This is a genomic window from Streptomyces sp. DG1A-41 (assembly GCF_037055355.1).
GTDB lineage: Bacteria > Actinomycetota > Actinomycetes > Streptomycetales > Streptomycetaceae > Streptomyces.
This window is the reverse complement of record NZ_CP146350.1, coordinates 8,770,244-8,790,670: the sequence shown is the minus strand read 5'-3', so window position 1 is coordinate 8,790,670 and position 20,427 is coordinate 8,770,244. Positions and strand designations below refer to the sequence as shown.

Genomic DNA, 20,427 nt, shown 5'->3' with positions numbered 1-20,427 from the left:
GTCAGCCGCGGCCGTGTCGCGCCAGCACCGCCCGTGCCGTTTCGGCCATGGCCTCGTCGACCATCCGGCCCTCGAAGGTGAGGGCGCGGTTCTGCTCGGCGAAGGTGCGCAGGCCCGTCGGGGCGGCGATGTCCGTCCACAGTCCGGTCACCGGGCAGCACGCGGGAACGCAGCGCCAAGGTCTCGGTGCCCTGCGGGCTCCAGCGGTAGCCGACGGCGCGTTCCACGTCGCCGCCGGGTGCGGTGAGGGCGCCGCCGTGTGCGACGCGGAGGGCCGCGGCGGCGATGTCGTAGGCGTCGTGAAGGGCGCGGGCCGCCTCCAGCAGCGGGACGAGGGCCGTGGAGCCGGTGGGCAGGTCGTGTTCGTGTTCGCACCAGCTGATGAGGCGGTCCGCGAGCCGTACGTCGGCGGCGGTGTGCACCGTGCGCGGTTCCGGCCACGCGTCCGCGCTCACCCGGGCCGACGTGCCGCCCGCCCCGACCTCGCCGGCACCCGGGGACCGCATCCGCGTGCGGTCCGGTGCGGTCCAGGTGCCCGACTGAGAACCGGCCCGCCCGCTTTGCGCGCGGTCGGTGTCGGCCCCGGCCGGCGAGTCGCCGTCGCCGTCCAGCGGTCCGTCGAGCAGGTCGTGACCCTGGCCGCGATCGTCGCAGCGGGCGGCGCGTACGTACCGCTGGACCTGGCGTACCCGGACGAACGGCTGGAGTACATCACCACGGGAACCGGCCCGCCCAAGGAGCACCGGCCCGCCTAACGACCGTCCGATGAGGTCAGGCGTTCGAGCTGGGCGGCGGCCGTCGCGGCGTTGCGATCGGCTTCGCGGACGCGGCGATCGGCCGTGCGTGCCCGTTCCCGGGCCGACCGCTCGGCGAAGCGGGCCTGTTGGTGCTCCTCCCTGGCTCGGGCCAGTTCCTCGGTGAGTTCCCCGACGCGCCGCTGGAGGCGGTCCACCTGCTGTGTCGCCTCCTGTGCGGCCCGGCCGGCGGCCGCCGCCTCGTCCTTCAGCGCCCGCAGCTCACGGTCGGCGGCCTCGGCGTCCCGCCGGGCCTGGGCCAGCCGTCGCCGCCGTTGCTCGTCGGCCTTGCGGTCCGGCCGGGAGGGGGCCGTCGCGGCGGAGGGGCGGCGCTGTGTCCCGGCGCTCTCCGTGACGACGCTCTCGGCGACGGCCGGGAAGCCGACGGCGGCACTGAGCGGCTTGGTCAGCCGGCCGCTCGCCCATGCCTGGGCGGCCTCGGGGTCGGCCAGGACGGCGTGCAGGGTGGTCTCGACCTCGCGCTGCACGCCTTCGCCGATCGGATGGCCGGCCTCCGCGGCGAGCTGCCGGACCTGAGCGGACAGGGCGCGGATCAGCGCGTGCTGCTGCCGGTTCAGTTCGCGCAGTTGTGTGCGGTCCAGGGCGCGGTGGGCGTGCCGCAAACCTTCGCCCAGGCGGAGCAGGGGTTCGACATCGCCGGGCCGGCTGCGGACCAGGAGATTGCTGGCCCAGGCGGCGAGGCTGGGTTTGCGCAACGCGCCGATCCGCTCGGCGAGTTCCCGGTCGCCGGCCGTGCGGGCGGCGGCCACGGCCGATGAGCGGGCGGCGGTGAACTCCTCCGGCCGCAGGGCGTACAACTCGTCGGCCACAGCGTCGAAGTCCATGAGCGTCCCTTTCGCGTGGGGGCTCTGTTCCGATCATCCCAGGCGATCCGGTGACGGGCTCGCGGAACTGGGCTTTTGGCGGCGGATGGCTCCGGGAGGCACCCCGTTCATGATCCAGAAATCGACGGTTTAACATATGAGCGCCGCCTAGCTCGAAAGATGGATCTGTGACTGTCAACGACGACTCGTTCACCAACTGGAAGAACCGCGAGGAGATCGCGGAGTCGATGATCCCGATCATCGGGAAGCTGCACCGGGAGCGGGACGTGACGGTCCTGCTGCACAGCCGCTCTCTGGTGAACAAGTCGGTGGTCAGCATCCTCAAGACCCACCGGTTCGCCCGGCAGATCGCCGGTGCGGAGCTCTCGGTCACCGAGACGCTGCCGTTCCTGAAGACCCTGGCCGAGCTCGACCTCGGGCCGTCCCAGATCGACATCGGCATGCTCGCAGCGACGTACCGCGAGGACGACCGCGGACTGTCGGTCGAGGAGTTCACCGCCGAGGCCGTCGCCGGTGCCACCGGAGCCAACAAGATCGAGCGCCGCGAGGGGCGCGACGTCGTCCTCTACGGGTTCGGCCGCATCGGCCGGCTCGTGGCCCGGCTGCTCATCGAGAAGGCCGGCTCGGGCAACGGTCTGCGCCTGCGGGCCATCGTCGTGCGCGGCGGAGGCGAGCAGGACATCGTCAAGCGCGCCTCGCTGCTGCGCCGCGACTCCATCCACGGCCAGTTCCAGGGCACGATCACCGTCGACGAGGCGACCAGCACGATCGTCGCCAACGGCAACGCGATCAAGGTGATCTACGCCAACGACCCGTCCGAGGTCGACTACACGGCGTACGGCATCAAGGACGCCATCCTCATCGACAACACCGGCAAGTGGCGCGACCGCGAGGGCCTGTCCACGCACCTGCGCCCGGGCATCGACAAGGTCGTGCTGACCGCGCCCGGCAAGGGCGACGTCCCGAACATCGTGCACGGCGTCAACCACGACACGATCAAGCCGGACGAGCGGATCCTGTCCTGCGCGTCCTGCACGACGAACGCGATCGTGCCGCCGCTGAAGGCGATGGACGACGAGTTCGGGGTCCAGCGCGGCCACGTGGAAACCGTCCACTCGTTCACCAACGACCAGAACCTGCTGGACAACTACCACAAGTCCGAGCGCCGGGGCCGCAGCGCGCCGCTCAACATGGTCATCACCGAGACGGGTGCCGCCTCCGCCGTCGCCAAGGCGCTGCCCGAGCTCAAGGCGAAGATCACCGGCAGCTCCATCCGGGTCCCCGTGCCGGACGTCTCCATCGCGATCCTCAACCTCCAGCTCGCGCGGGAAACCACCCGCCAGGAGGTTCTCGACTACCTGCGCGAGGTGTCCCTGACCTCGCCGCTGAAGCGCCAGATCGACTTCATCAGCGCCCCCGACGCGGTCTCCAGCGACTTCATCGGCTCGCGCCACGCCTCGATCGTCGATGCCGGCGCCACCAAGGTCGAGGGCGACAACGCCATCCTCTACCTCTGGTACGACAACGAGTTCGGCTACTCCTGCCAGGTCATCCGTGTCGTGCAGCACGTGTCCGGGGTGGAGTACCCGACGTACCCGGCTCCGGCGGTCTGAGCCCTGGGGACGACGCGGGACGTGTCCGGCTGGCACGCCCCGCGTTCCCATGCGTCAGGAGCGGGTCAGCTCGATCCGGTATTGCCGTGTCTGCGAGCCGTCCTCGCTGCTCACGGTCACGACGGCCACGCGTGATGTCTCCTCGCGGACCGTCACGCTCGCGTACGGGTCGCGCGGCGTGGCGGTGACCTTCGCCCGGTCCGGGCGGTCGGTCGTCACCCGGTAGCCGGTCCGGTCCGGGTCGAAGCCGCCGATCGCCACGCCGTCGACCTCGATCGACGCGGCGGCGGCGTCCGAGGAGGCGCCGGCTGTCCTGGCGAAGAGCTCGATCTCCCCGAGGGTGATGTAGCCGCCCGGCCGGGCCGTCATGACCACACGCACCCCGGTCACCGGGCCGGAGGCGCGCAGCGGGACGTCGGCGACGGGTGTGCCCTCGGTGCCGACGGGCACGGTGTCGCTCGCGTCGGTCCAGGTGCCGTCGGCCCCGCGCACCTGCACCTTGAGGGACTCCGCGAAGCTGACGTTGGTGCCGTCGCGGTGGAAGTGGGTCACCACCCGGGTCAGATCGCGCGCCTCGGGCAGGGTGAAGGTGATGGTGTCGGAGGGGTTCTTGGTGCCGGACCTCCAGTTCGACCAGGCCTTCTCGGACGTGTTGCCGTTGCGCAGACCCTCTGCGGAGTAGCCGCTCTCGGTGTAGGTCGCGCCGACCGTCACGCCCTCGTCGGGCGCGGCGTTCTTCTCCCCGGGTGCGGTGACCTGGACGCGTACCGTTGCCGCCGCCCCGGTACCGCCGGGGACGTGGGCGGTGCCGCGCAGGGTCACCACTCCGGCCTTGTCGAACGCGCCGTCGGGTGCGGGGTCCCAGGTGACCGGGAGTCCGGCGGTTCCGCCGTGCCGTCCGACGCCGGTGACGGTGGCGGGCAGGCCGGGCCGTCCGCCGGTGTAGGTCTTGGCGCGGGCCGGGAGGGTGGAGGCGATGGTGTCCACGGTGACGACCGCCTCGGCGCGGACGGTCCGTCCGAGGGCGTCGGTCGCCCTGCCCTTCACCCGTACGGTTCCGGGCTTGCTCCAGCGTGCCTCGGAGGGCAGCGTCCACCGCACGGGGAGAGCGCCCCGGGCGCCGTCCCGGAAGACGGGCGTCACGGTGCCGGGCAGTTCGGGCGCGCGGCCGGGGACGGTGAACGCCTCGGCGGGCTGGGTACGCAGCACCGTCTCGTCGGTCACGGCCCAGCGCTGGTTCGCGTTGGAGGTGGGGAGGAAGGCCGACACGCGGGCGCCGTCGGCCGTCGACTGTCCGACGACGTCGAGCAGTCGGCCCGTGGCGGCGTTGACGAAGGTCCAGGTGCCGTCCCCGGTGGTCGACATGATCCACTGCGCGGCCGGGGTGTCGGCGTCTTCGAGAACGGCCTCGTTGTCGCGTACGGCGAGGCGCCTGCCCGTCTCGGCGTTCACGAGGGCGTAGCGCTCACGGTTGCCTTCGCCACGGGTCAGCTGTTTCACGGACCACAGCTGGGACTTGGCAGCCGGGTCGGCCGTACGGACGACGACGCCGTTGCCGTCGGCGGACGGGGCCAGCAACTTGCCGCTCTGGGCTCCCTGGAGGCGGTAGACGTGACCGGGCTGGACGAGCGCGGCGTCCTCGGCGGTGCCGGACACGCCGTCGACGAGGAGGGTGGTGACCGACTTCGCCGGGACGGTCACGGTGGCCGAGTCGTCCTTCACCTTCACCGGTGTGCCGCGCACGAGCGCTCCGCCGGTGCTGGTCACCACGGGCGTGACGGTGGCGCCGGGGGTGACGCGCTTGAAGCGCGAGAGGTCCAGGGTGACGGCGCGCGGAGTGGTACCGCTGTTGACGTGTACGACGGTCGCCCCGCGGCCGGACCCGCGTACGGCGGCGACGCTGGAGGGGTCGTCGGCCTTGACGAAGTGGTCGCCGGGCCGGATGTGGTGGGTGAAGTTGCGCAGGGTGTGGAACTTGGTGTTGGCCTTGATCGGGCAGGTCTCCAGGGTGTCCTTCGCGGTGCAGTTGAACGGGATGTGGATGCTGCCCCAGTTCTTGCCGGCCTGCGCCTGCGGGATGGAGTCCTCGACGGGCTGCCACAACACCCAGGCGGACGGTTCCAGTTGCCGGATGTCCTCGACGACCCGGGTGGCGATGCCGAGGCCCGGTTCCATGCCGGTGAAGTCGGTGCCGGTCCCCCAGGTGCCCTCGACCTCGCTCATCCAGAACGGCTTGTCCGCGGCCTTGGCGCTGTCCCGGGCGCTGGTGCGCATGCCGGTGCCGTACGTGTGCACGTTGAGCTGGTCGACGGCGGCGCGGGCGGAGCTGTCGTAGGCGTTCCAGTTGCGCACGAAGGTGCTGGGGTTGGTCTCGTCCATCGCGGAGACCGTCGCGCGGGTTCTCGACTTCTCCAGTGCGCGGTGCAGGGCCAGGACGACCTTCTGCTGGAGCTCCGGACCGGCGTGCGCGCCCTCCTGGCGGCCTCCGGTGGGCTGCCCGTCGGGGCCGATCTGGGTGCCCCAGTAGTTGGTGTTGGGCTCGTTGAGCGGGGCGATGGTGTCGAACTTGATGCGGTGCTTCTTCTCCAGCTGCTCGGTCACCCTGACCAGGTAGGTGGCGAAGTCGTCGACGCGGTCGGCCCGTATCTGGTCGGTGTTGGCGTCGAAGCCGCCCGAGACGTAGCCGCTGACGGTCTGGAACCAGGGCGGGGAGTTGCTGAACGCCTCCCAGCGGGTCACCTTCTTCTTGACACGGTCCACCCACCAGCGCTGGCCCGGGTCGGCGGACCAGTCCCAGTGGTCGGGGTTGTCGGGGTTCCACCAGTCGGTGTCCTCCCTGGTGGTGCCCTCGGGGGCCTTCCAGAAGCCGTCCATGGTCGCGCCGACCTTCATGTAGTCCTTGCGGACGTCCGGGGCGTTGCCGCCGCCGATGTTGTAGCGCGCGAGGTTGAGGCGGAGGCCGTCCTCACCGAAGAGCATGTCGGCGAGCTTCTGCCGGATGGGTTCCGGGTAGCGGCCGGTGATGTTGGCGAACCAGACGAGGCTCGTCCCCCATCCTTCGAACTCCTGCTGCCGGTAGGACGGGTCGATCCGTACCGTGACCGCGCTGCCGGGCGGTTCGGCGGCAGCGGCAGGCGGCACGGCCAGGAGTCCCGCGCCGAGTGCAAGGGGGACGCTGACCGCCAGTGCACGAGCGAGGCGATGTCTGCTGGACATGGATTCCCTTCGAGAATGAACAGAACCGCGCAGAACCAATCGAGCTTCCCGAATGTTTTAGGACGGCAATCAACGCGTCAAGGGGTGCGACGAGTTGGGAACCGGCGCACACCCCTTGACGCGCTCCGCCTCGCCGACCCAATAATGACCGTCCACCCATCGTCCACATATCTAAACGACGTTCTCTGTTGTGTACGTGAGTGAACGCGGAGGCGCAGTGACCGGTTCAGGCTTATGCCGCAGTCGTCCGATCGTCGCCTCCCTCGCCGTCCTGCTCGCCGCCTCCGGCTGCTCGGTGGCCGGTGCCGACCCCATCGGCGGTGGCCCGGACACCCTGCGCATCGTCCTGCCCGAGGAACCGCCGACGCTCGAACCCTGTGACGCCTCACTGACCGCGACGGGCCGGGTGACACGAGCCAACATCACGGAGGCGCTCACCGAGCGCGAACCGTCCACCGGACGCCTGGAACCCGCCCTCGCCACCAAGTGGACCCGCGCTTCGGCGACTTCGTGGACGTTCACCCTCCGCAGGGGCGTCACCTTCCACGACGGCTCACCGTTCACGGCGGCCGCGGCCGCGTTCTCCGTCAAGCGCGCCACGGACTCGGGAATCGACTGCAACGTCGACGGCTACATCTTCGCCGACAGCGAGCTCACCGCCACGCCCGTCGACGACAGCACGCTCCGGGTCACCACGGCGAAGCCCGACCCGATCCTGCCGCTGCGCCTGTCCTTCGTCGAGATCGTGCCGACGAGCACCGACCCCGACTCCCGCGTGCGCGAACCGGTCGGTACGGGGCCCTACCGGATCGACGAGTGGAACCAGGGCCGTTATCTGCGGCTCAAGCGCTTCCCCGGCTACTGGGGCAAGGACCCCGACTTCGCCGCGGCCACCTATGTCTGGCGCGCCGAGGGCAGCGTGCGCGCGGCGATGGTGACGAACGACGAGGCGGATGTGGCGATCGGGCTCGCGCCGGAGGACGGGGCGGGCGACCGGGCCGTCGAGTTCGCCACCAACGAGGTCTCGTACCTGCGGATGGACGCCACCAAGCCGCCCCTGGACGACATCCGCATCCGGCGGGCCGTCAACTACGCCATCGACCGGGAGGGGCTCGTCACAGCGGTCTTCGCCGGCCGGCCCAGCGGGCTGCTCGTGTCGCGGGGCGTCACCGGCCACAACCCGCGCCTCCGGCCGTGGCCGTACGACCCGGAACGCGCCCGGAAACTCGTCGCCGAGGCCCGCGCTGACGGAGTCCGGACCGACACCACCCTCACCATCATCGGCCGCAACGGCATCTACCCGAAGGCCGCCGAGGCGATGGAGGTCGTCCAGGACGGCCTGATCAAGGCCGGGTTGAAGGTCAGGATCAAGATGCTCGACGTCAACGCCTGGCTGGAGTACCTGCTGCGCCCCTTCCCCGCCGGCGACACCGGCCCCACCCTGCTCCAGGCGCAACACGGGAACCAGGCGGGGGACGCCGCGTTCACCATGGGGCAGATCTACGGCAGCGAGGGCGCCCAGAGCAGCTACGGCACCGACGCGCTCGACACGCTCATCGAACAGGCCGAGCTCGCCTCGGGCGGGAAACGGCAGCAGGCGTTCGCGGACGCGTTCGCCCACCAGAACGACAAGGTCGTACGGGACGCCGTCCTGGCCAACATGACCGGCCTGCTGGCCCTCTCCCCCAAGGTCCGCTACCGGCCCGACCCGGCCACCAACGACGAGATGCGGCTCGCCGACATGCGCCGCGCGGACTGAGGGAGGACATCACGTGCTGACCCTGCTGCGCCGCCGCGCGGTCTCCAGCGTCGTCCCACTGCTCGTGGTGGTTCTCGGCGTGTTCTTCCTGGCCCGCCTCACCGGCGACCCGGCCAACCTGTATCTGCCGCTGAGCGCGACGCCGGAGATGCGGGCCGAGTTCACCGCCCGCAACGGTCTGGACGACCCGCTGATCAGCCAGTTCGGCGACTATCTCGCCCAGGTCGCCCACCTCGACTTCGGCGAGTCGTTGCGCACCGCCCAGCCGGCCGCCGAGGCCGTCCTGCGGGCCTTCCCCGCCACCCTCCAACTCGCCGGCTGGACAATGCTGCTCGCCGTCGTGGGCGCCGTGGTCATCGGCAGCCTGGCGGCCTACCGCCCGAACTCGGCGACCGACCGGATCGCGAGCTTCCTGTCCTCCACGGCGGCCAGCGTCCCCGACTTCTGGATCGCCATCATGGGCGTGCTGGTCTTCGCGGTCACGCTGGGCTGGCTGCCCACCTCCGGCACGAGCGGTGCGGCGGCGTGGGTGCTGCCCGTGGCCACGCTGCTGATCCGCCCGTTCGGCGTACTGGTCCAAGTGGTGCGGGGCGCCATGGTATCCGCGCTGTCCGCGCCGTACGTGAAGGTGGCGCGCGCCAAGGGCGCCTCCGAGCCCCGGGTGGTCTTCGGGCACGCCCTGCGCAACGCGGCCGCACCGGCGCTGACCGTCGCGGGTGATCTGGCCGTGGGGCTGGTCAACGGGGCCGTCGTCGTCGAGACGATCTTCGGCTGGCCCGGCATCGGCAAGCTCATGATCGACTCGGTGCTCCAGCGCGACTTCGCGGTGCTTCAGGCGGCGGTGCTCCTGACCGCTCTGGCGATCTTCGCCCTCAACATCCTGGTGGACCTCAGCCACGCGCTTCTCGACCCGCGGGTACGGCAGCGGGCGGCGGCATGAGCCAAGGACGGGACATGCTCCAGAAAGCCACACCCGAGGCGGGCGCTACGACCGTACGGCGCCGCCGGTGGTACGCCCTGCTGTTCCGGGACCGGTTCGCCTGCGCGGCGGCCCTCGTCCTGGTCCTGGTCGCGCTGTGCGCCGTCCTGGGACCGCTGCTGGCCGGTGACCTGGCGACCCGTCAGAACCTGCGCGCCCCGGGCCGGCCCCCGTTCAGTCTCGACCACGGCTGGGCCTTCGTCCTCGGCAGCGACTCCCTCGGCCGGCCCGTCGCCGCGCGGCTGCTGACCGCGGCCGGGACGACCCTGGCCGTGGCCGTGCCCGCCGTGCTGTGCTCGCTGGTCGTCGGCTCGGTGTGGGGCATGTGGGCGGGGTATCACGGCGGTTGGCGCGAGAACGTGTCGCTGCGCGTTGCCGATGTGATCCTCAGCTTCCCCTCCCTGCTGCTCGCCGTGGTCGTGCTGTACGTCTTCTCGCCGAGTGCGGCGAGCATCGTGCTGGTGCTGGCCGTCGCCCGCATCCCCGTGTATCTGCGCACGGCCCGGGCCGAGGCGGCGGAGTTGCGCAGCCGGCTGTTCGTGGACGCGGCCCGTACGTTCGGAACGGGCAGTTGGGCGGCCGTCCGGCGGCATGTCGCGCCGAGTGTGCTGCCGACGCTGCTCACCGTCGCCGCGCTCGACTTCTGCTTCGTGATGCTGGCCGAGTCGTCGCTGAGCTTCCTCGGCATCGGCATCCAACCGCCGGACGTCAGCTGGGGGTTGATGGTGGCCCAGGGGCGGCAGGAGTTGCAGAGCGCGTGGTGGATCGCGCTCTTCCCGGGGCTCGCGATCGTCCTCACGACCGTCTCGGCGACCGTTCTCGCCTCCTGGGCCCGGATGACGACCGACCCGGGGCAGCGGTGGCGGGAGGGCGTGCGGCGGAGTGGGTGGCGTGCTCGGTGGTCGCGCGGGGCGAGCGCGGGCTCGGCGACGCGCGGGGGTACGGTCGCCGAGCCGGGCACGACCACTGCTCCGGGCGGCAGCCGTCCCACCGGCTCCGAACGGCCCACGGCGGCCGACGTCCTGGTGGTGGACGACCTGTCCGTCGACGTCCACACCCCGGCCGGGCCCGTCCACGTCGTCCGCCGGGTCGGCTTCTCCGTGCGGTCGGGCGAGACGCTGGCACTGCTGGGCGAGTCGGGCTGCGGCAAGAGCATGACCGCACACGCCGTCGCGGGCCTGCTCGACCCGGTCGCGGAGGTGGTGGGCGGGCAGGTGCGCCTCGACGGCGAGGACCTGCTCGGTCTCGGAGCACGGGCCAGACGCCTGCTGGCCGGCCCCGGTGTGGCCATGGTCTTCCAGGACGCGCTCAGCGCGCTCAACCCCGTCCTCACGGTCGGCACCCAGCTCGCCGAGCCGTTCCGCATCCACGAGGGCGTGTCCCGGCGCGCGGCGAAGGCCAGGGCGGTGGAGCTGATGGAACGCGTGGGCATACCGGAGGCCCGCTCCCGGGCGGACGCCTATCCCCACCAGTTCTCGGGAGGGATGCGTCAGCGCCTGCTGATCGCGACGGCGGTCGCCCTGCGGCCGAGAATCCTGATCGCCGACGAGCCCACGACGGCACTGGACGTCACCGTGCAGGCGCAGATCATGGACCTCCTCGGCGAGTTGCGCGGCGAACAGCGGTCGGCCCTCGTCCTCATCACGCACGACCTCGGGCTCGCCGCCGAGCACGCGGACCGGGTCGCCGTCATGTACGCGGGGACGGTGGTGGAGACGGGACCGGTCGCCGAGGTGTTCGGCAAACCCCATCACCCGTACACACGGGGCCTGTTGGCGTCGGTGCCGGCCGAGCAGCACCGGGGCTCCCGGCTGAGTTCCATCCCGGGGAGCCCGCCGGACCCGGGTGCGGTGCCGGCCGGCTGTGCCTTCCGTACGCGCTGTCCCATGGCCCGCGAGCGTTGTGCCACCCACCGTCCGGCGCTGACCGGCACCGGGGCCGGCCGGGCCGCCGCCTGCCACTTCGGGAAGGAACTGGCCGATGCCTGAGCACGGGGCGCTGCTGGAGGCCACCGGCCTGGCCAAGAGCTTCACGGTCCGGCGGACCGTGCGGGGCGGCACCCGGCTGCGGGCGCTGGACGGGGTGGACCTGACCCTGGGGCGCGGGGAAACCCTGGGTCTCGTCGGCGAGTCCGGCTGCGGCAAGTCCACGCTGGCCAGGGTCCTCCTGCGGCTGGAGCGGCCCGACGCGGGAACCGTGCGGTACGAGGGAGTCGACCCCTTCACGCTGTCGGGTGCGGAGCTGCTCGCCTGGCGCCGGAAGGTGCAGATGGTGTTCCAGGACCCGTTCGGTTCGCTCAACCCCCGTCTGTGCGCGGCGGATCTGATCGGCGAGCCCTGGCTGACCCACCGCGGTCTCGTCCCCGCGTCGCAGCGGGCGGCCCGCGTGGCGGAGCTGCTGGAGAAGGTCGGCCTGCGCGCGTCGGACGCGAGCCGTCACCCGCACGAGTTCTCCGGAGGACAGCGGCAGCGGATCGGGATCGCCCGCGCGCTCGCACTGGAGCCGGAGGTGATCGTCTGCGACGAACCCGTCTCCGCGCTGGATCTGTCGGTGCAGGCGCAGGTGCTCAATCTCCTGTGCGACCTGCGGGACGAGCTGGGACTGTCGTACGTGTTCATCTCGCACGACCTGTCCGTGGTGCGGCACCTCGCCGGCCGGGTGGCCGTGATGTATCTGGGCAAGATCGTGGAGTCGGGCCCGACGGAGGAGGTCTACGAGCGGCCGCGCCACCCGTACACGGAGGCGCTGCTGTCGGCGGCCCCCTCTCCCGTTGCCGGCGGGGACGCGATCGCCAACGCATTCTGCTCACCGGTGACATCCCCTCACCGGCCGACCCGCCGTCCGGATGCCGGTTCCGGACCCGGTGCCGGCGGGTGCGGGACCTGTGCGCCGTGGCGGTTCCCGCGCCTCCGCCCGGTGCGCCGCGCCACGGTGCGGCGTGCCACTTCCCTCTGGAGGAGACACCCGCGGTCAGGGCTTGAGATGCGACTGGTGTGTCAAGGGACGGGGGACCACGAGGTCGCCGAAGGGTGCGTGAAGAGGGGCCCTGCCTCCGCGGCAGGACCCCTCTTCACGCGGCGCTCGTCAGTGCTTGAAAACGTCCTTGGCCTTCTCCTTGGCCTGCCGCGCATCGCCCTTCGACTGCTTCGTCCGGCCCTCGGTCTCCAGCCGCTCGTTACCCACCGCCCGGCCGACCGTCTCCTTGGCCTTTCCCTTGGCCTGCTCGGCTTTCGCCTTGGCCTTCTTCTCTCCAGCCACGATGTTCACTCCCAGCCGTGTCCGACGTCGGGGTCACGGTCCGGGTGGCCTCTGAGCGCCATTCCAAACATGCCGGGCGGGCCGGGCGTCAGGGGCCAGGCGCTCGGCGACTTCCTCGGCCTTGGCGGCGGCGTCCTGGTGGGCGCGCTCGCGGGAGGCCGCGAAGAGCGGCACCAGCCCGGCCAGCGCCGGGGTGTGCGGAGCCATGGTGAGCTCCGGGACGATGAAGTGGAGGTCCATGCCGAGGGCATCGGCAAGGACGGCCGTGAGGCAGTTCTGGACGGGGGATCCACGAAGCCTTGACCGGCGGCCGTCCGGTCCGTTCGGTTGGCTGACAGTCAGTGGCAGCACCCGTCGGCCGGCTGGGGACCGGACACCCTGTCCAAGCGGCAGAAGCAGGACGCCTGGATCGGGACGTCGGCCAGCGCGGTCGCCATCTTGAGCTGCTGGGCCACGAGAGCCGCCTCGGCGGTCTTGCCCGTCCGGAGCAGGCACTCGTGGAAGCCGTGCAGGGACCAGACGTTGCCGGGGTGCTGGAGGGGGCGGGGCAGGGTGGCGTCGAGGCCGAGGTCCGCGCGGTAGACCGCCTCGGCCTCCGTCACCCGGCCCTGTTCCAGCAGCAGGGCGCCGTAGGCGTGGCGGGTGGGCTGCATCCAGCCCCAGGGCTCGTCGTAAGGGAGGTTGTCGTCAAGATCGATGGACCGCTCCAGGGCGGCGAAGGCGAGGTCGTGGTTGCCCCTGCGGTATTCGAGCTCGCCGTCCAGCATGGCCGCCGCGACGGCGAGGATGTCGCGGCAGGTGTTGTTGAACAGCATCCGCGTCTCCGGCACCCGGCGCACCGCCGCGCGGAAGAGCTCGCGCTCGGCTTCCGCCCGTCCGACCTCCCCGGTGGCCGACAGGGCGACGCCCCGGGCGTAGTGCCGCATGGCGGTGGTCACCGAGTACAGCTCCGGGTCGGCGGGGGCCGGCAGGGCGAGGATGTCCGCCCAGCGGCCGAAGCGGATCAGCACGTGGACGCGCATGGCCAGGAAGCCTTCGAGCCAGTCCGCCATCGCAGGACTCTGCACGCGGAGCAGTTCTTCCGGGACGGCGGCTTCCAGCTGGGCGGCGGTGTCGAGGGCGACCTGTGCCTGACCGAGGAACATGGCCCCGTAGATCTTGAAGTGGTAGTTGTGCACCCGGTAGAGGGTGTAGAAGTTCATCCCGCCGGCCCGCCGGTGGAACTTCTCGTCGGCGGCGATCGCGGCGCTGTTGGCCGCGACCACCTGGCGGTAGTCCCCGCACAGGACGTCGAGGTGTGAGGGCATGTGGAGCAGGTGCCCGGCGTCGGGGACGATGCCGCGCAGCCGGTCGGCGACGGTGAGGGCCTGCTCCGGTGTCGGGGACATCTCCATCAGGTGGATGTACAGGTGCAGAACCCCGGGGTGCCGAGCGCCGGCGTCGGTCGCGAGCGCGCCTTCCAGTACGGCCCTGGCCTCCGCGGTCCGCGCGCCCTCGGCCGGCTGACCGGTGGTCAGGTCCCATAGCTGCCAGGGCGTGAGGTTCATCAGCGCGTCGGCATGCAGGGTGGCGATGTCCGGGTCGTCGGGCGCCAGTTCGTAGACCGCGCGCATCGCGTCCGCGTAGGGCTCGTTCCACACCGAGCAGTCCTCGACGGCCTCCGACTGCGGGTAGCGGGCCCGCAGCGCGCCGATCAGGGCCTGCTCGACCGGGGTGGTCCGGACGGCCTTCTCATGGGCCCGTTCCACGGCGGCGTGCGTACGCTCCACCGTCCGTGCCAGTTCCTCGCCGTCGAAGAATTCCCAGGGCTTGTTGTAGTTCGGGCCCAGCGCGTAGGCGATACCCCAATACGCCATCGCGCAGTCAGGATCGGCCTCGGCAGCCTTTTCGAAGCAGGCGACGGCCTCCTCGTGATGGAAGGCGTACGTCCACACCAGGCCGCGGTCGAACCAGAGTTGGGCCTCGGTGGAGGAGGTGGTGACGGGACGGCGGTGCGTGCCGAGGTCGTAATAGTCGCCCATGGGTTTCTCCTGGGAAAGCGGCCGAGCCGTGAGAATAGCGGTTGCGGACACGCCCTCGATCACAGATGAATGCTCGTATTTCCAGAATAGCGGGTTCGGTTTTCGATAGGGACGCCGACACTGCTTTCCCCGTACTGGATGCCGAGGCCCTCGTCCGGGCTCGACCGGAAGACGGCCGCGTCCTTCGAGCGGCTGTCAGCCGGGCCGCACTCGTGCGGCGGCCCTGGCGTTGCGGCACGGTGCATCTGCTGCCCGCCGCCGATCCCGATGGTTTCTGCTGGTTCGAGGAGCCGGGACGGGCATCTTTGAGAACATGACTGACTTCCCGAGCTTTCCGCCCGGCTTCGTGTTCGGGGCCGCGACCGCCTCGTACCAGATCGAGGGGGCAGTGCAGGAGGACGGACGCGGGCCGTCCATCTGGGACACCTACAGCCACACCCCCGGCCTGGTGGCGAACGGCGACACCGGTGACGTCGCCTGCGACCACTACCACCGCTATCCGCAGGATGTGGCACTGCTGCGGGAACTGGGCGTGGACTCCTACCGGTTCTCGATCGCCTGGCCACGCATCGTTCCCGAGGGATCCGGCCCGGTGAACCCCAAGGGGCTGGACTTCTACTCCCGGCTCGTCGACGAACTGCTGGCGGTCGGCATCGAGCCCGCCGCCACGCTCTACCACTGGGATCTGCCGCAGGCCCTGGAGGACGGTGGCGGGTGGCGGGTGCGGGAGACAGCCGAGCGGTTCGCCGAGTACGCGGCCGTCGTCGCCGGGCACCTGGGCGACCGGGTGCCGCGCTGGATCACCCTCAACGAGCCGTGGTGCAGCGCCTTCCTCGGCTACTCCGTCGGCCGGCACGCCCCGGGCGCCCGCGAGGGCCGGGGAGCGCTGGCCGCCGCCCATCACCTGCTGGTCGGGCATGGCCTGGCCGTACGGGCCTTGCGGACGGCCGGGGTACGCGAGGTGGGCGTCACCCTCAACCTCGACCGCAATCTGCCCGCCACCGACTCCCCCGCCGACCGGGCGGCCGTCACCCGTGCCGACACGCAGCACAACCTGGTGTGGACCGAGCCGATCCTGGCGGGCCGCTACCCGGCCACCGAGGAGGACACCTGGGGCGAGCTGCTCACCGGCCAGGACTTCCGGCGGGACGGCGACCTGGAGCTGATCTCCCAGCCACTGGACTTCCTCGGGATCAACTACTACCGGCCGATCGTCGTCACCGACGCCCCCTACCGAGAGAGCGACCCGGCGCAGCGGGTGGCAACCGACAACCGGTACGCGGAGGTACCCATGCCCGGCGCGCGTCGCACCGCCATGGACTGGGCCGTGGCGCCCCACACCTTCACCGATCTGCTCGTGGGACTCAAGGAGCGGTACGGCGATGCCCTGCCGCCCCTCCACATCACCGAGAACGGCTCGGCGGAGGACGACGAGGTGAGCCCCGACGGGGCCATCCACGACAGTGACCGGGTCGCCTATCTGCGCGACCATCTCACCGCGCTGCGGGCCGCGATGGACGTCGGCGTGGACGTGCGGGGCTACTACGTGTGGTCCCTCCTCGACAACTTCGAGTGGGCCTTCGGCTACGACAAGCGCTTCGGGATCGTCCGCGTCGACTACGCCACGCAGCAACGGACGCCGAAGGACAGCTACCACTGGTACCGGTCGATGATCGCCGCGCGGCGGCGGTGACGGCCCGGGTCAGACTCTGGTCAGCAGCTGCGGTGCCAGGATCTTGGTCAGCGGACTCCACCAGCCGACCGTGCTGACGGACCAGGGGCCTGGTGAGTTGGCCTGCCAGCCGTAGAGGTCCTTGGGGCCCGGGCGTTTGCGGTTCACCCGGCCCGCGGCCCGGCCCCGCACGCCCACGATGCGGCCCTCGCGCACCGCGATGTCCATCGCGTCACCGTTGGAGTGCAGCAGCGAGGCTGACTGCACCCACCGCTCCACGTCCTGCTCGGCGGTCCCGGCCCGCAGATGCGTGTCCGTCCGGGACGGCCAGCGTGCCGGGGTCGTACGGGGGACGCGCACCCCAAGGATCCGCGATCCGGTCGGTCCGAGGGGTCCACGGTCCCACCTCCCACAGGAGAACGTCCCCTGGCGAGCACCCCACCGTGACACCGAAGCCTCCGGTGACGCCGAGTAAACCAGAGGGGCACAGTGCGCACACTGCGTCGCGAGAGACGATCATCCGGTCGTTCGGTCGTGGGCACCTTCGCCACTGGGCTGGCAGCGGCCAACTCCCGCTCCCTAGGATGTACTTCCTGTCCAGCCAGTCCGTTGGCGCGGCACCACGCAGGGGGAACGATGCACTCCGGGAAACAGTTGTCCACCGAGATCGACGCGAACGTGCCGACGGCAGCGCGCATGTACGACTACTACCTGGGCGGCAAGGACAACTACGCGGCCGACCGTGCCGCGTGCGAGGAACTCGACAAGGTCGTGCCCAGCACGCGCCGTCTGGCACTGAACAACCGGCGCTTCCTCCAGCGGGTCGTGCGGACCCTCTCCGAGGACTACGGCATCCGGCAGTACCTCGACCACGGATCAGGCCTGCCGACGCAGGACAACGTGCACCAGGTCGCCCAGCGCGTCGCCCCCTCGACCCACGTGGTGTACGTGGACAACGACCCGATGGTGCTGGTCCACGGCCGTGCGCTGCTGGAGCAGGACGAGCGCACGAGCGTCATCCACGCGGACATGCGCGAGACCGACCTGATCTTCGACCACCCCGACACCAAGCGGCTGATCGACTTCTCCGAGCCGGTGTGCGTGCTCTTCAACTCGGTGTTCCACTGCATCCCGGACAGCGACACCGACGGGCCGCTCGCCGTGGCCCGCCGGGTGCGGGAGCGGCTCGCACCCGGCAGTTTCATGGTGATGTGCCAGCTGGTCAGCGAGGACCCCGAGGTCCGTGACTTCGTCACGGACTTTATGGACCAGGCGACCCAAGGGCACTGGGGCCGGGTGCGTGAGGAGAAGGACGTCGCCGCGTACTTCGAGGGTCTGGAGATCCTGGAGCCGGGGCTGGTGGAGGTGTCCACGTGGCGTCCGGACACCGAGGTGGCGCCCCGTCAGCTCACCCACGAGTGGATCGAGTTCGGCGGCGTGGGACGGGTTCCCCTGGAGAAGTGACTCAGGTGCGGAGAAGTGACTCAGGTGCCGCGCGCAGGACGCCCGTCGTCCCGCGCGCGGCATGTGCGCCTCAGGCGTAGCGCTGCTTCATCGTCGTACACAGCAGTTCCAGGGAGTCACGGGGCTTGAGCGCCTCGTCCGCGAGGCGGTCCAGCGCGATCCGGTACTCCTCCGTCTCGTCGAGGTCCTCGAGGAAGTTCGCGCTCTTGATGTGCTCCAGGTAGACCACGTCGGGGAGGTCGAGACCGCCGAAGCGCAAATACGTGACCGGGATGGCCGGCGCCGAGGCGTTCGTGACGTTCAGCGGGACGATCTGCAACGTCACGTTGGGGCGTTGGGCCATCTCGACGAGGTGCGCGAGCTGCTCCCGCATCACCTCGGTGCTGCCCAGGACGCGCAGCAGCACGGACTCGTCGATGACCGCCCACAACTGCGGGGCCTCCGGCCGGAACAGCAACTGCGCCCGGCGTCGGCGGAGTTCGACGCGTCGCTCCACCTCACCGGCCGGCGCGTTCGGCAGGCCCCGCTCCACCACGGCCTTGGTGTAGGCGGGTGTCTGCAACAGGCCGGGTACGTACTGGATCTCGAAGGTACGGATGGTGGCGGCGGCCTCCTGGAGGCCGACCAGCCGGTCGAACCACTCGGGCATCAGCCGCTTGTCGTACCGCTGCCACCAGCCGGGCTCGCCGGCACGCTGCAACAGCTTGAGCAGCACCGAGGCCTCGTAGTCGCCGGTGCCGTACAACCGGAGCAGCGCGCGGACGTCGTTCTCCGTCGGCGGGCGGCGGCCCTTGCCGGACTCGATGCGGGACAGCTTCGCGGCACTGAACCCGACAGCGCGCGCCGCCTGGTCCTGGGCGAGCCCGGCGTCCTCACGGAAGCCTGCCAGCTGCACACCGACCAGCATCTTCAGCAGAGTCGGCGCCGGCTCGGGCCTGTCCAGGTAGGGTTCCAGACGGGAGATGCGATGCGACGCGGCGGACATCCTGACTCCCAGCAGACCGGCACAAGGGCGATTTACACTATCGCACCCTGCCGGGCCTCCCCGCACCCCTCGGATAAGCCCACGGAAGTGGGGAGTTGGGCTCCACATCGCCATGCGGGCTTCACAGCAGGCGGTCCGTCACATCAGGTGGTCACAGCAGGTGGTCGAACTCGCCGTCCTTCGCCCCGGCCAGGAACGCCGCCACCTCCGCCGCGGTGTAGACGAGCGCGGGCCCGTCGGGGTCACGGGAGTTGCGCATCGCGATCCCGCCGTCGACGAGAGGGGCGACCTCGACGCAGTTGCCCTCGGCGTTGCTGTGCCGGCTCTTGATCCAGCAGGCGTCCAACGAGCTTGCCTGCACTCCGTTCTGCGCTGGTGGCACGGCGATCTCCTCGCTGTTCTCGTTCACGTCCCGGCTCGTGTACCGAACCGGGCTTGATTTTCACGCAATTTCTCGTGCAATTGCACGAGGGCGCCGTCAGCGTGGATAATAGCCGCGGCGTCAACCCCTGTGCTGGCGCCCCGTTCTGACCTCGCATCGGGGAGATGCCGTGTCATCATCCGCGCAGCACGTGCTCCGGCCGCCCAGTGAGGCTGCGGCACACGCAGGCGCACCCGGCACGAGCACCGGATTCCCGCCCGGCCCGCACACGGTGACGTCGTACGACGCGACGCCGTACGGGCCCCCGCCCCCGATGCCGGAGACGATGCCGCAGCCCTCCGGTGCCGTGTCCGCCTCGGCCGCCCTGCGCGTCGAGTGCAGCAGGGAAGGGTTCGCCCGCGCCCGGTCGTTCACCCGCGACACGCTGCACTTCTGGTCGCTCGACCACCGCTGCGACGACACGACGCTCGTCATCACCGAGCTCACCGCCAACGCCGCGACGCACGCGGCGCCGGTGACGCGGGGTGCGCCGGATATCCGGCTCGGATTTTTCCTGGGCCCCACCCACCTGCTGGTCACCGTCTCCGACCCCGACGACCACCCGCCCGTGTACGCGCCCGCCGGCTCCGCCCTGGAAGTGCACGGCAGGGGCCTGTGCATCGTCGACGCCCTGTCCGAGGAGTGGGGCTGGACCCCCTGCCCTCCGGCGGGCAAGACGGTCTGGGCCAGGTTGTCGACCTGTCCACCCATCTGACACGACTGCCGCGGAAAGGCCCCACGCCATGCGCAGCGCTTCGACGGAACACCCGGGCAGCGAGCGCCCACAGCGCCCCGACACCCCGTCCGGGGTGGCCAGGAACACGCCGCTCACGGCCCTGGACCGCGTGCCCTGGGGCGACATCCAGGACTCCACCGGTTCGGCGGCGGCCATTCCTCTCCTGCTCAACGGCATCGCCTGGGGCGACGCCGACACCGCCAGCTCAGCACTCGCCGACCTGCGGAAACGGATCTGCCAGTTCGGCTTCGTCGTGGAGCAGGCCACGGCCGCCACGGTTCCCTTCCTGTGGGAGCTGGCGAAGCTGCCGCAGGTGACCTGCCGCGCCCAGATCATCCAGTTGCTCAAGAACATCGCCGACGCCCGGCAGTGGGAGAGCACTGCCGCCGTCTATCCGAAGCTGCTGAACCGCCGGGAGAATCCGGTGGTATGGGAGCGTGCGGCGCGCCAGGCGGTGCGGGCCCGGCGCGGTGAGCTCGGCCGGCTGATGGCGGACGAGGACACGGAGATCGCCCGGGCCACGACCGAGCTCGCCCGCTCCCTGGCCACCTGAGACCGCGGGACTTCCCGGAGGGACCCCGGTCCGGGCCGGTTCCGGGGCCGGACACGGTGCGCGGCGGCCCGGAGCCGGGAGACGTGACGAAACGGTGAGGGCCCCCTGTCA

General features: G+C 71.0%; 16 protein-coding genes and 3 pseudogenes. 10 read left to right on the top strand and 9 right to left on the bottom strand.

Annotation, left to right across the window (positions count from 1 at the left end; translation table 11 throughout):
- Position 1: 1 nt before the first annotated feature.
- The gene (locus V8690_RS40655) at positions 2-151 is read right to left on the bottom strand and encodes a hypothetical protein (RefSeq protein ID WP_338785018.1); all 150 of its coding nucleotides are present in this window, start codon (positions 149-151) and stop codon (positions 2-4) included.
- Between V8690_RS40655 and V8690_RS40650 the strand changes: the two genes are divergently transcribed.
- Positions 129-755: an AMP-binding protein gene (locus V8690_RS40650; protein ID WP_338785017.1), complete on the top strand. Its 627-nt coding sequence runs from the start codon at positions 129-131 to the stop codon at positions 753-755. The genes V8690_RS40655 and V8690_RS40650 overlap by 23 nt on opposite strands.
- Here the strand turns inward: V8690_RS40650 and V8690_RS40645 are convergent.
- Positions 752-1,639, bottom strand: a complete 888-nt coding sequence (locus V8690_RS40645) for a hypothetical protein (protein ID WP_338785016.1) — start codon at positions 1,637-1,639, stop codon at positions 752-754. The genes V8690_RS40650 and V8690_RS40645 overlap by 4 nt on opposite strands.
- Positions 1,640-1,806: 167 nt before the next feature.
- Here V8690_RS40645 and V8690_RS40640 point away from each other — a divergent pair, with 167 nt between their 5' ends.
- Entirely contained in the window at positions 1,807-3,252 is a 1,446-nt protein-coding gene (locus V8690_RS40640) for a glyceraldehyde-3-phosphate dehydrogenase (protein ID WP_338785015.1), read from the top strand.
- 54 nt (positions 3,253-3,306) lie between these two features.
- Here the strand turns inward: V8690_RS40640 and V8690_RS40635 are convergent, their stop codons facing one another.
- Entirely contained in the window at positions 3,307-6,468 is a 3,162-nt protein-coding gene (locus V8690_RS40635) for an RICIN domain-containing protein (protein WP_338785014.1), read from the bottom strand.
- A 217-nt stretch (positions 6,469-6,685) separates the two neighbouring features.
- On the opposite strand from V8690_RS40635, the gene V8690_RS40630 reads away from it, so the two are divergent.
- The 4 genes and pseudogenes from V8690_RS40630 to V8690_RS40615 all read left to right on the top strand — a co-directional run bounded on the left by V8690_RS40630 (position 6,686) and on the right by V8690_RS40615 (position 12,187).
- Positions 6,686-8,227 carry an ABC transporter substrate-binding protein gene (locus tag V8690_RS40630; RefSeq protein WP_338785012.1) on the top strand — a complete coding sequence of 514 codons (1,542 nt, stop codon included), beginning with the start codon at positions 6,686-6,688 and terminating at the stop codon, positions 8,225-8,227.
- A gap of 13 nt (positions 8,228-8,240) precedes the next feature.
- Positions 8,241-9,167 carry an ABC transporter permease gene (locus V8690_RS40625; RefSeq protein ID WP_338785011.1) on the top strand — a complete coding sequence of 309 codons (927 nt, stop codon included), beginning with the start codon at positions 8,241-8,243 and terminating at the stop codon, positions 9,165-9,167.
- Positions 9,168-9,181: 14 nt separating this feature from the next.
- Positions 9,182-11,194, top strand: coding sequence for a dipeptide/oligopeptide/nickel ABC transporter permease/ATP-binding protein (locus tag V8690_RS40620; RefSeq protein ID WP_338785010.1), 2,013 nt, complete (start codon positions 9,182-9,184; stop codon positions 11,192-11,194).
- Positions 11,187-12,187 (top strand): annotated as a pseudogene (locus V8690_RS40615) (oligopeptide/dipeptide ABC transporter ATP-binding protein). Before V8690_RS40620 ends, V8690_RS40615 begins: the two are co-directional and overlap by 8 nt.
- 103 nt (positions 12,188-12,290) lie before the next feature.
- Here the strand turns inward: V8690_RS40615 and V8690_RS40610 are convergent.
- The 3 genes and pseudogenes from V8690_RS40610 to V8690_RS40600 all read right to left on the bottom strand — a co-directional run bounded on the left by V8690_RS40610 (position 12,291) and on the right by V8690_RS40600 (position 14,485).
- Positions 12,291-12,464 (bottom strand): CsbD family protein, encoded by a 174-nt coding sequence (locus tag V8690_RS40610; RefSeq protein ID WP_338785009.1) that lies wholly within the window; start codon positions 12,462-12,464, stop codon positions 12,291-12,293.
- A gap of 33 nt (positions 12,465-12,497) precedes the next feature.
- A pseudogene (locus tag V8690_RS40605) lies at positions 12,498-12,746 on the bottom strand (hypothetical protein); the annotation flags it as partial.
- A 56-nt stretch (positions 12,747-12,802) separates the two neighbouring features.
- The gene (locus V8690_RS40600; RefSeq protein ID WP_338785008.1) at positions 12,803-14,485 is read right to left on the bottom strand and encodes a hypothetical protein; all 1,683 of its coding nucleotides are present in this window, start codon (positions 14,483-14,485) and stop codon (positions 12,803-12,805) included.
- 313 nt (positions 14,486-14,798) lie between these two features.
- Here V8690_RS40600 and V8690_RS40595 point away from each other — a divergent pair, with 313 nt between their 5' ends.
- The gene (locus V8690_RS40595) at positions 14,799-16,178 is read left to right on the top strand and encodes a GH1 family beta-glucosidase (RefSeq protein ID WP_338785007.1); all 1,380 of its coding nucleotides are present in this window, start codon (positions 14,799-14,801) and stop codon (positions 16,176-16,178) included.
- A 52-nt stretch (positions 16,179-16,230) separates the two neighbouring features.
- Here the strand turns inward: V8690_RS40595 and V8690_RS40590 are convergent.
- Positions 16,231-16,563, bottom strand: a pseudogene (locus tag V8690_RS40590) (nitrate reductase); the annotation flags it as partial.
- A 230-nt stretch (positions 16,564-16,793) separates the two neighbouring features.
- On the opposite strand from V8690_RS40590, the gene V8690_RS40585 reads away from it, so the two are divergent.
- Positions 16,794-17,621, top strand: a complete 828-nt coding sequence (locus tag V8690_RS40585) for an SAM-dependent methyltransferase (protein ID WP_338785005.1) — start codon at positions 16,794-16,796, stop codon at positions 17,619-17,621.
- A 70-nt stretch (positions 17,622-17,691) separates the two neighbouring features.
- On the opposite strand, the gene V8690_RS40580 is transcribed toward V8690_RS40585, so the two are convergent.
- Together V8690_RS40580 and V8690_RS40575 are read right to left on the bottom strand one after the other, a co-directional pair.
- Entirely contained in the window at positions 17,692-18,606 is a 915-nt protein-coding gene (locus tag V8690_RS40580) for a helix-turn-helix transcriptional regulator (RefSeq protein ID WP_338785004.1), read from the bottom strand.
- Between the two features lie 151 nt (positions 18,607-18,757).
- On the bottom strand, positions 18,758-18,988 hold the full coding sequence (locus V8690_RS40575) for a DUF397 domain-containing protein (protein WP_338785645.1): 231 nt from the start codon (positions 18,986-18,988) through the stop codon (positions 18,758-18,760).
- 313 nt (positions 18,989-19,301) lie between these two features.
- Here V8690_RS40575 and V8690_RS40570 point away from each other — a divergent pair, with 313 nt between their 5' ends.
- Positions 19,302-19,742 carry an ATP-binding protein gene (locus V8690_RS40570; RefSeq protein ID WP_338785644.1) on the top strand — a complete coding sequence of 147 codons (441 nt, stop codon included), beginning with the start codon at positions 19,302-19,304 and terminating at the stop codon, positions 19,740-19,742.
- Between the two features lie 28 nt (positions 19,743-19,770).
- Positions 19,771-20,316 carry a hypothetical protein gene (locus V8690_RS40565; protein ID WP_338785003.1) on the top strand — a complete coding sequence of 182 codons (546 nt, stop codon included), beginning with the start codon at positions 19,771-19,773 and terminating at the stop codon, positions 20,314-20,316.
- Positions 20,317-20,427: the final 111 nt, after the last annotated feature.

Coding starts and splice junctions, on each gene's coding strand:
- V8690_RS40645 (WP_338785016.1), bottom strand. CDS start 1,639: ATGGACTTCGACGCTGTGGCCGACGAGTTGTACGCCCTGCGGCCGGAG.
- V8690_RS40595 (WP_338785007.1), top strand. CDS start 14,799: ATGACTGACTTCCCGAGCTTTCCGCCCGGCTTCGTGTTCGGGGCCGCG.
- V8690_RS40620 (WP_338785010.1), top strand. CDS start 9,182: ATGCTCCAGAAAGCCACACCCGAGGCGGGCGCTACGACCGTACGGCGC.
- V8690_RS40570 (WP_338785644.1), top strand. CDS start 19,302: ATGCCGGAGACGATGCCGCAGCCCTCCGGTGCCGTGTCCGCCTCGGCC.
- V8690_RS40600 (WP_338785008.1), bottom strand. CDS start 14,485: ATGGGCGACTATTACGACCTCGGCACGCACCGCCGTCCCGTCACCACC.
- V8690_RS40580 (WP_338785004.1), bottom strand. CDS start 18,606: ATGTCCGCCGCGTCGCATCGCATCTCCCGTCTGGAACCCTACCTGGAC.
- V8690_RS40635 (WP_338785014.1), bottom strand. CDS start 6,468: ATGTCCAGCAGACATCGCCTCGCTCGTGCACTGGCGGTCAGCGTCCCC.
- V8690_RS40585 (WP_338785005.1), top strand. CDS start 16,794: ATGCACTCCGGGAAACAGTTGTCCACCGAGATCGACGCGAACGTGCCG.
- V8690_RS40565 (WP_338785003.1), top strand. CDS start 19,771: ATGCGCAGCGCTTCGACGGAACACCCGGGCAGCGAGCGCCCACAGCGC.
- V8690_RS40650 (WP_338785017.1), top strand. CDS start 129: ATGTCCGTCCACAGTCCGGTCACCGGGCAGCACGCGGGAACGCAGCGC.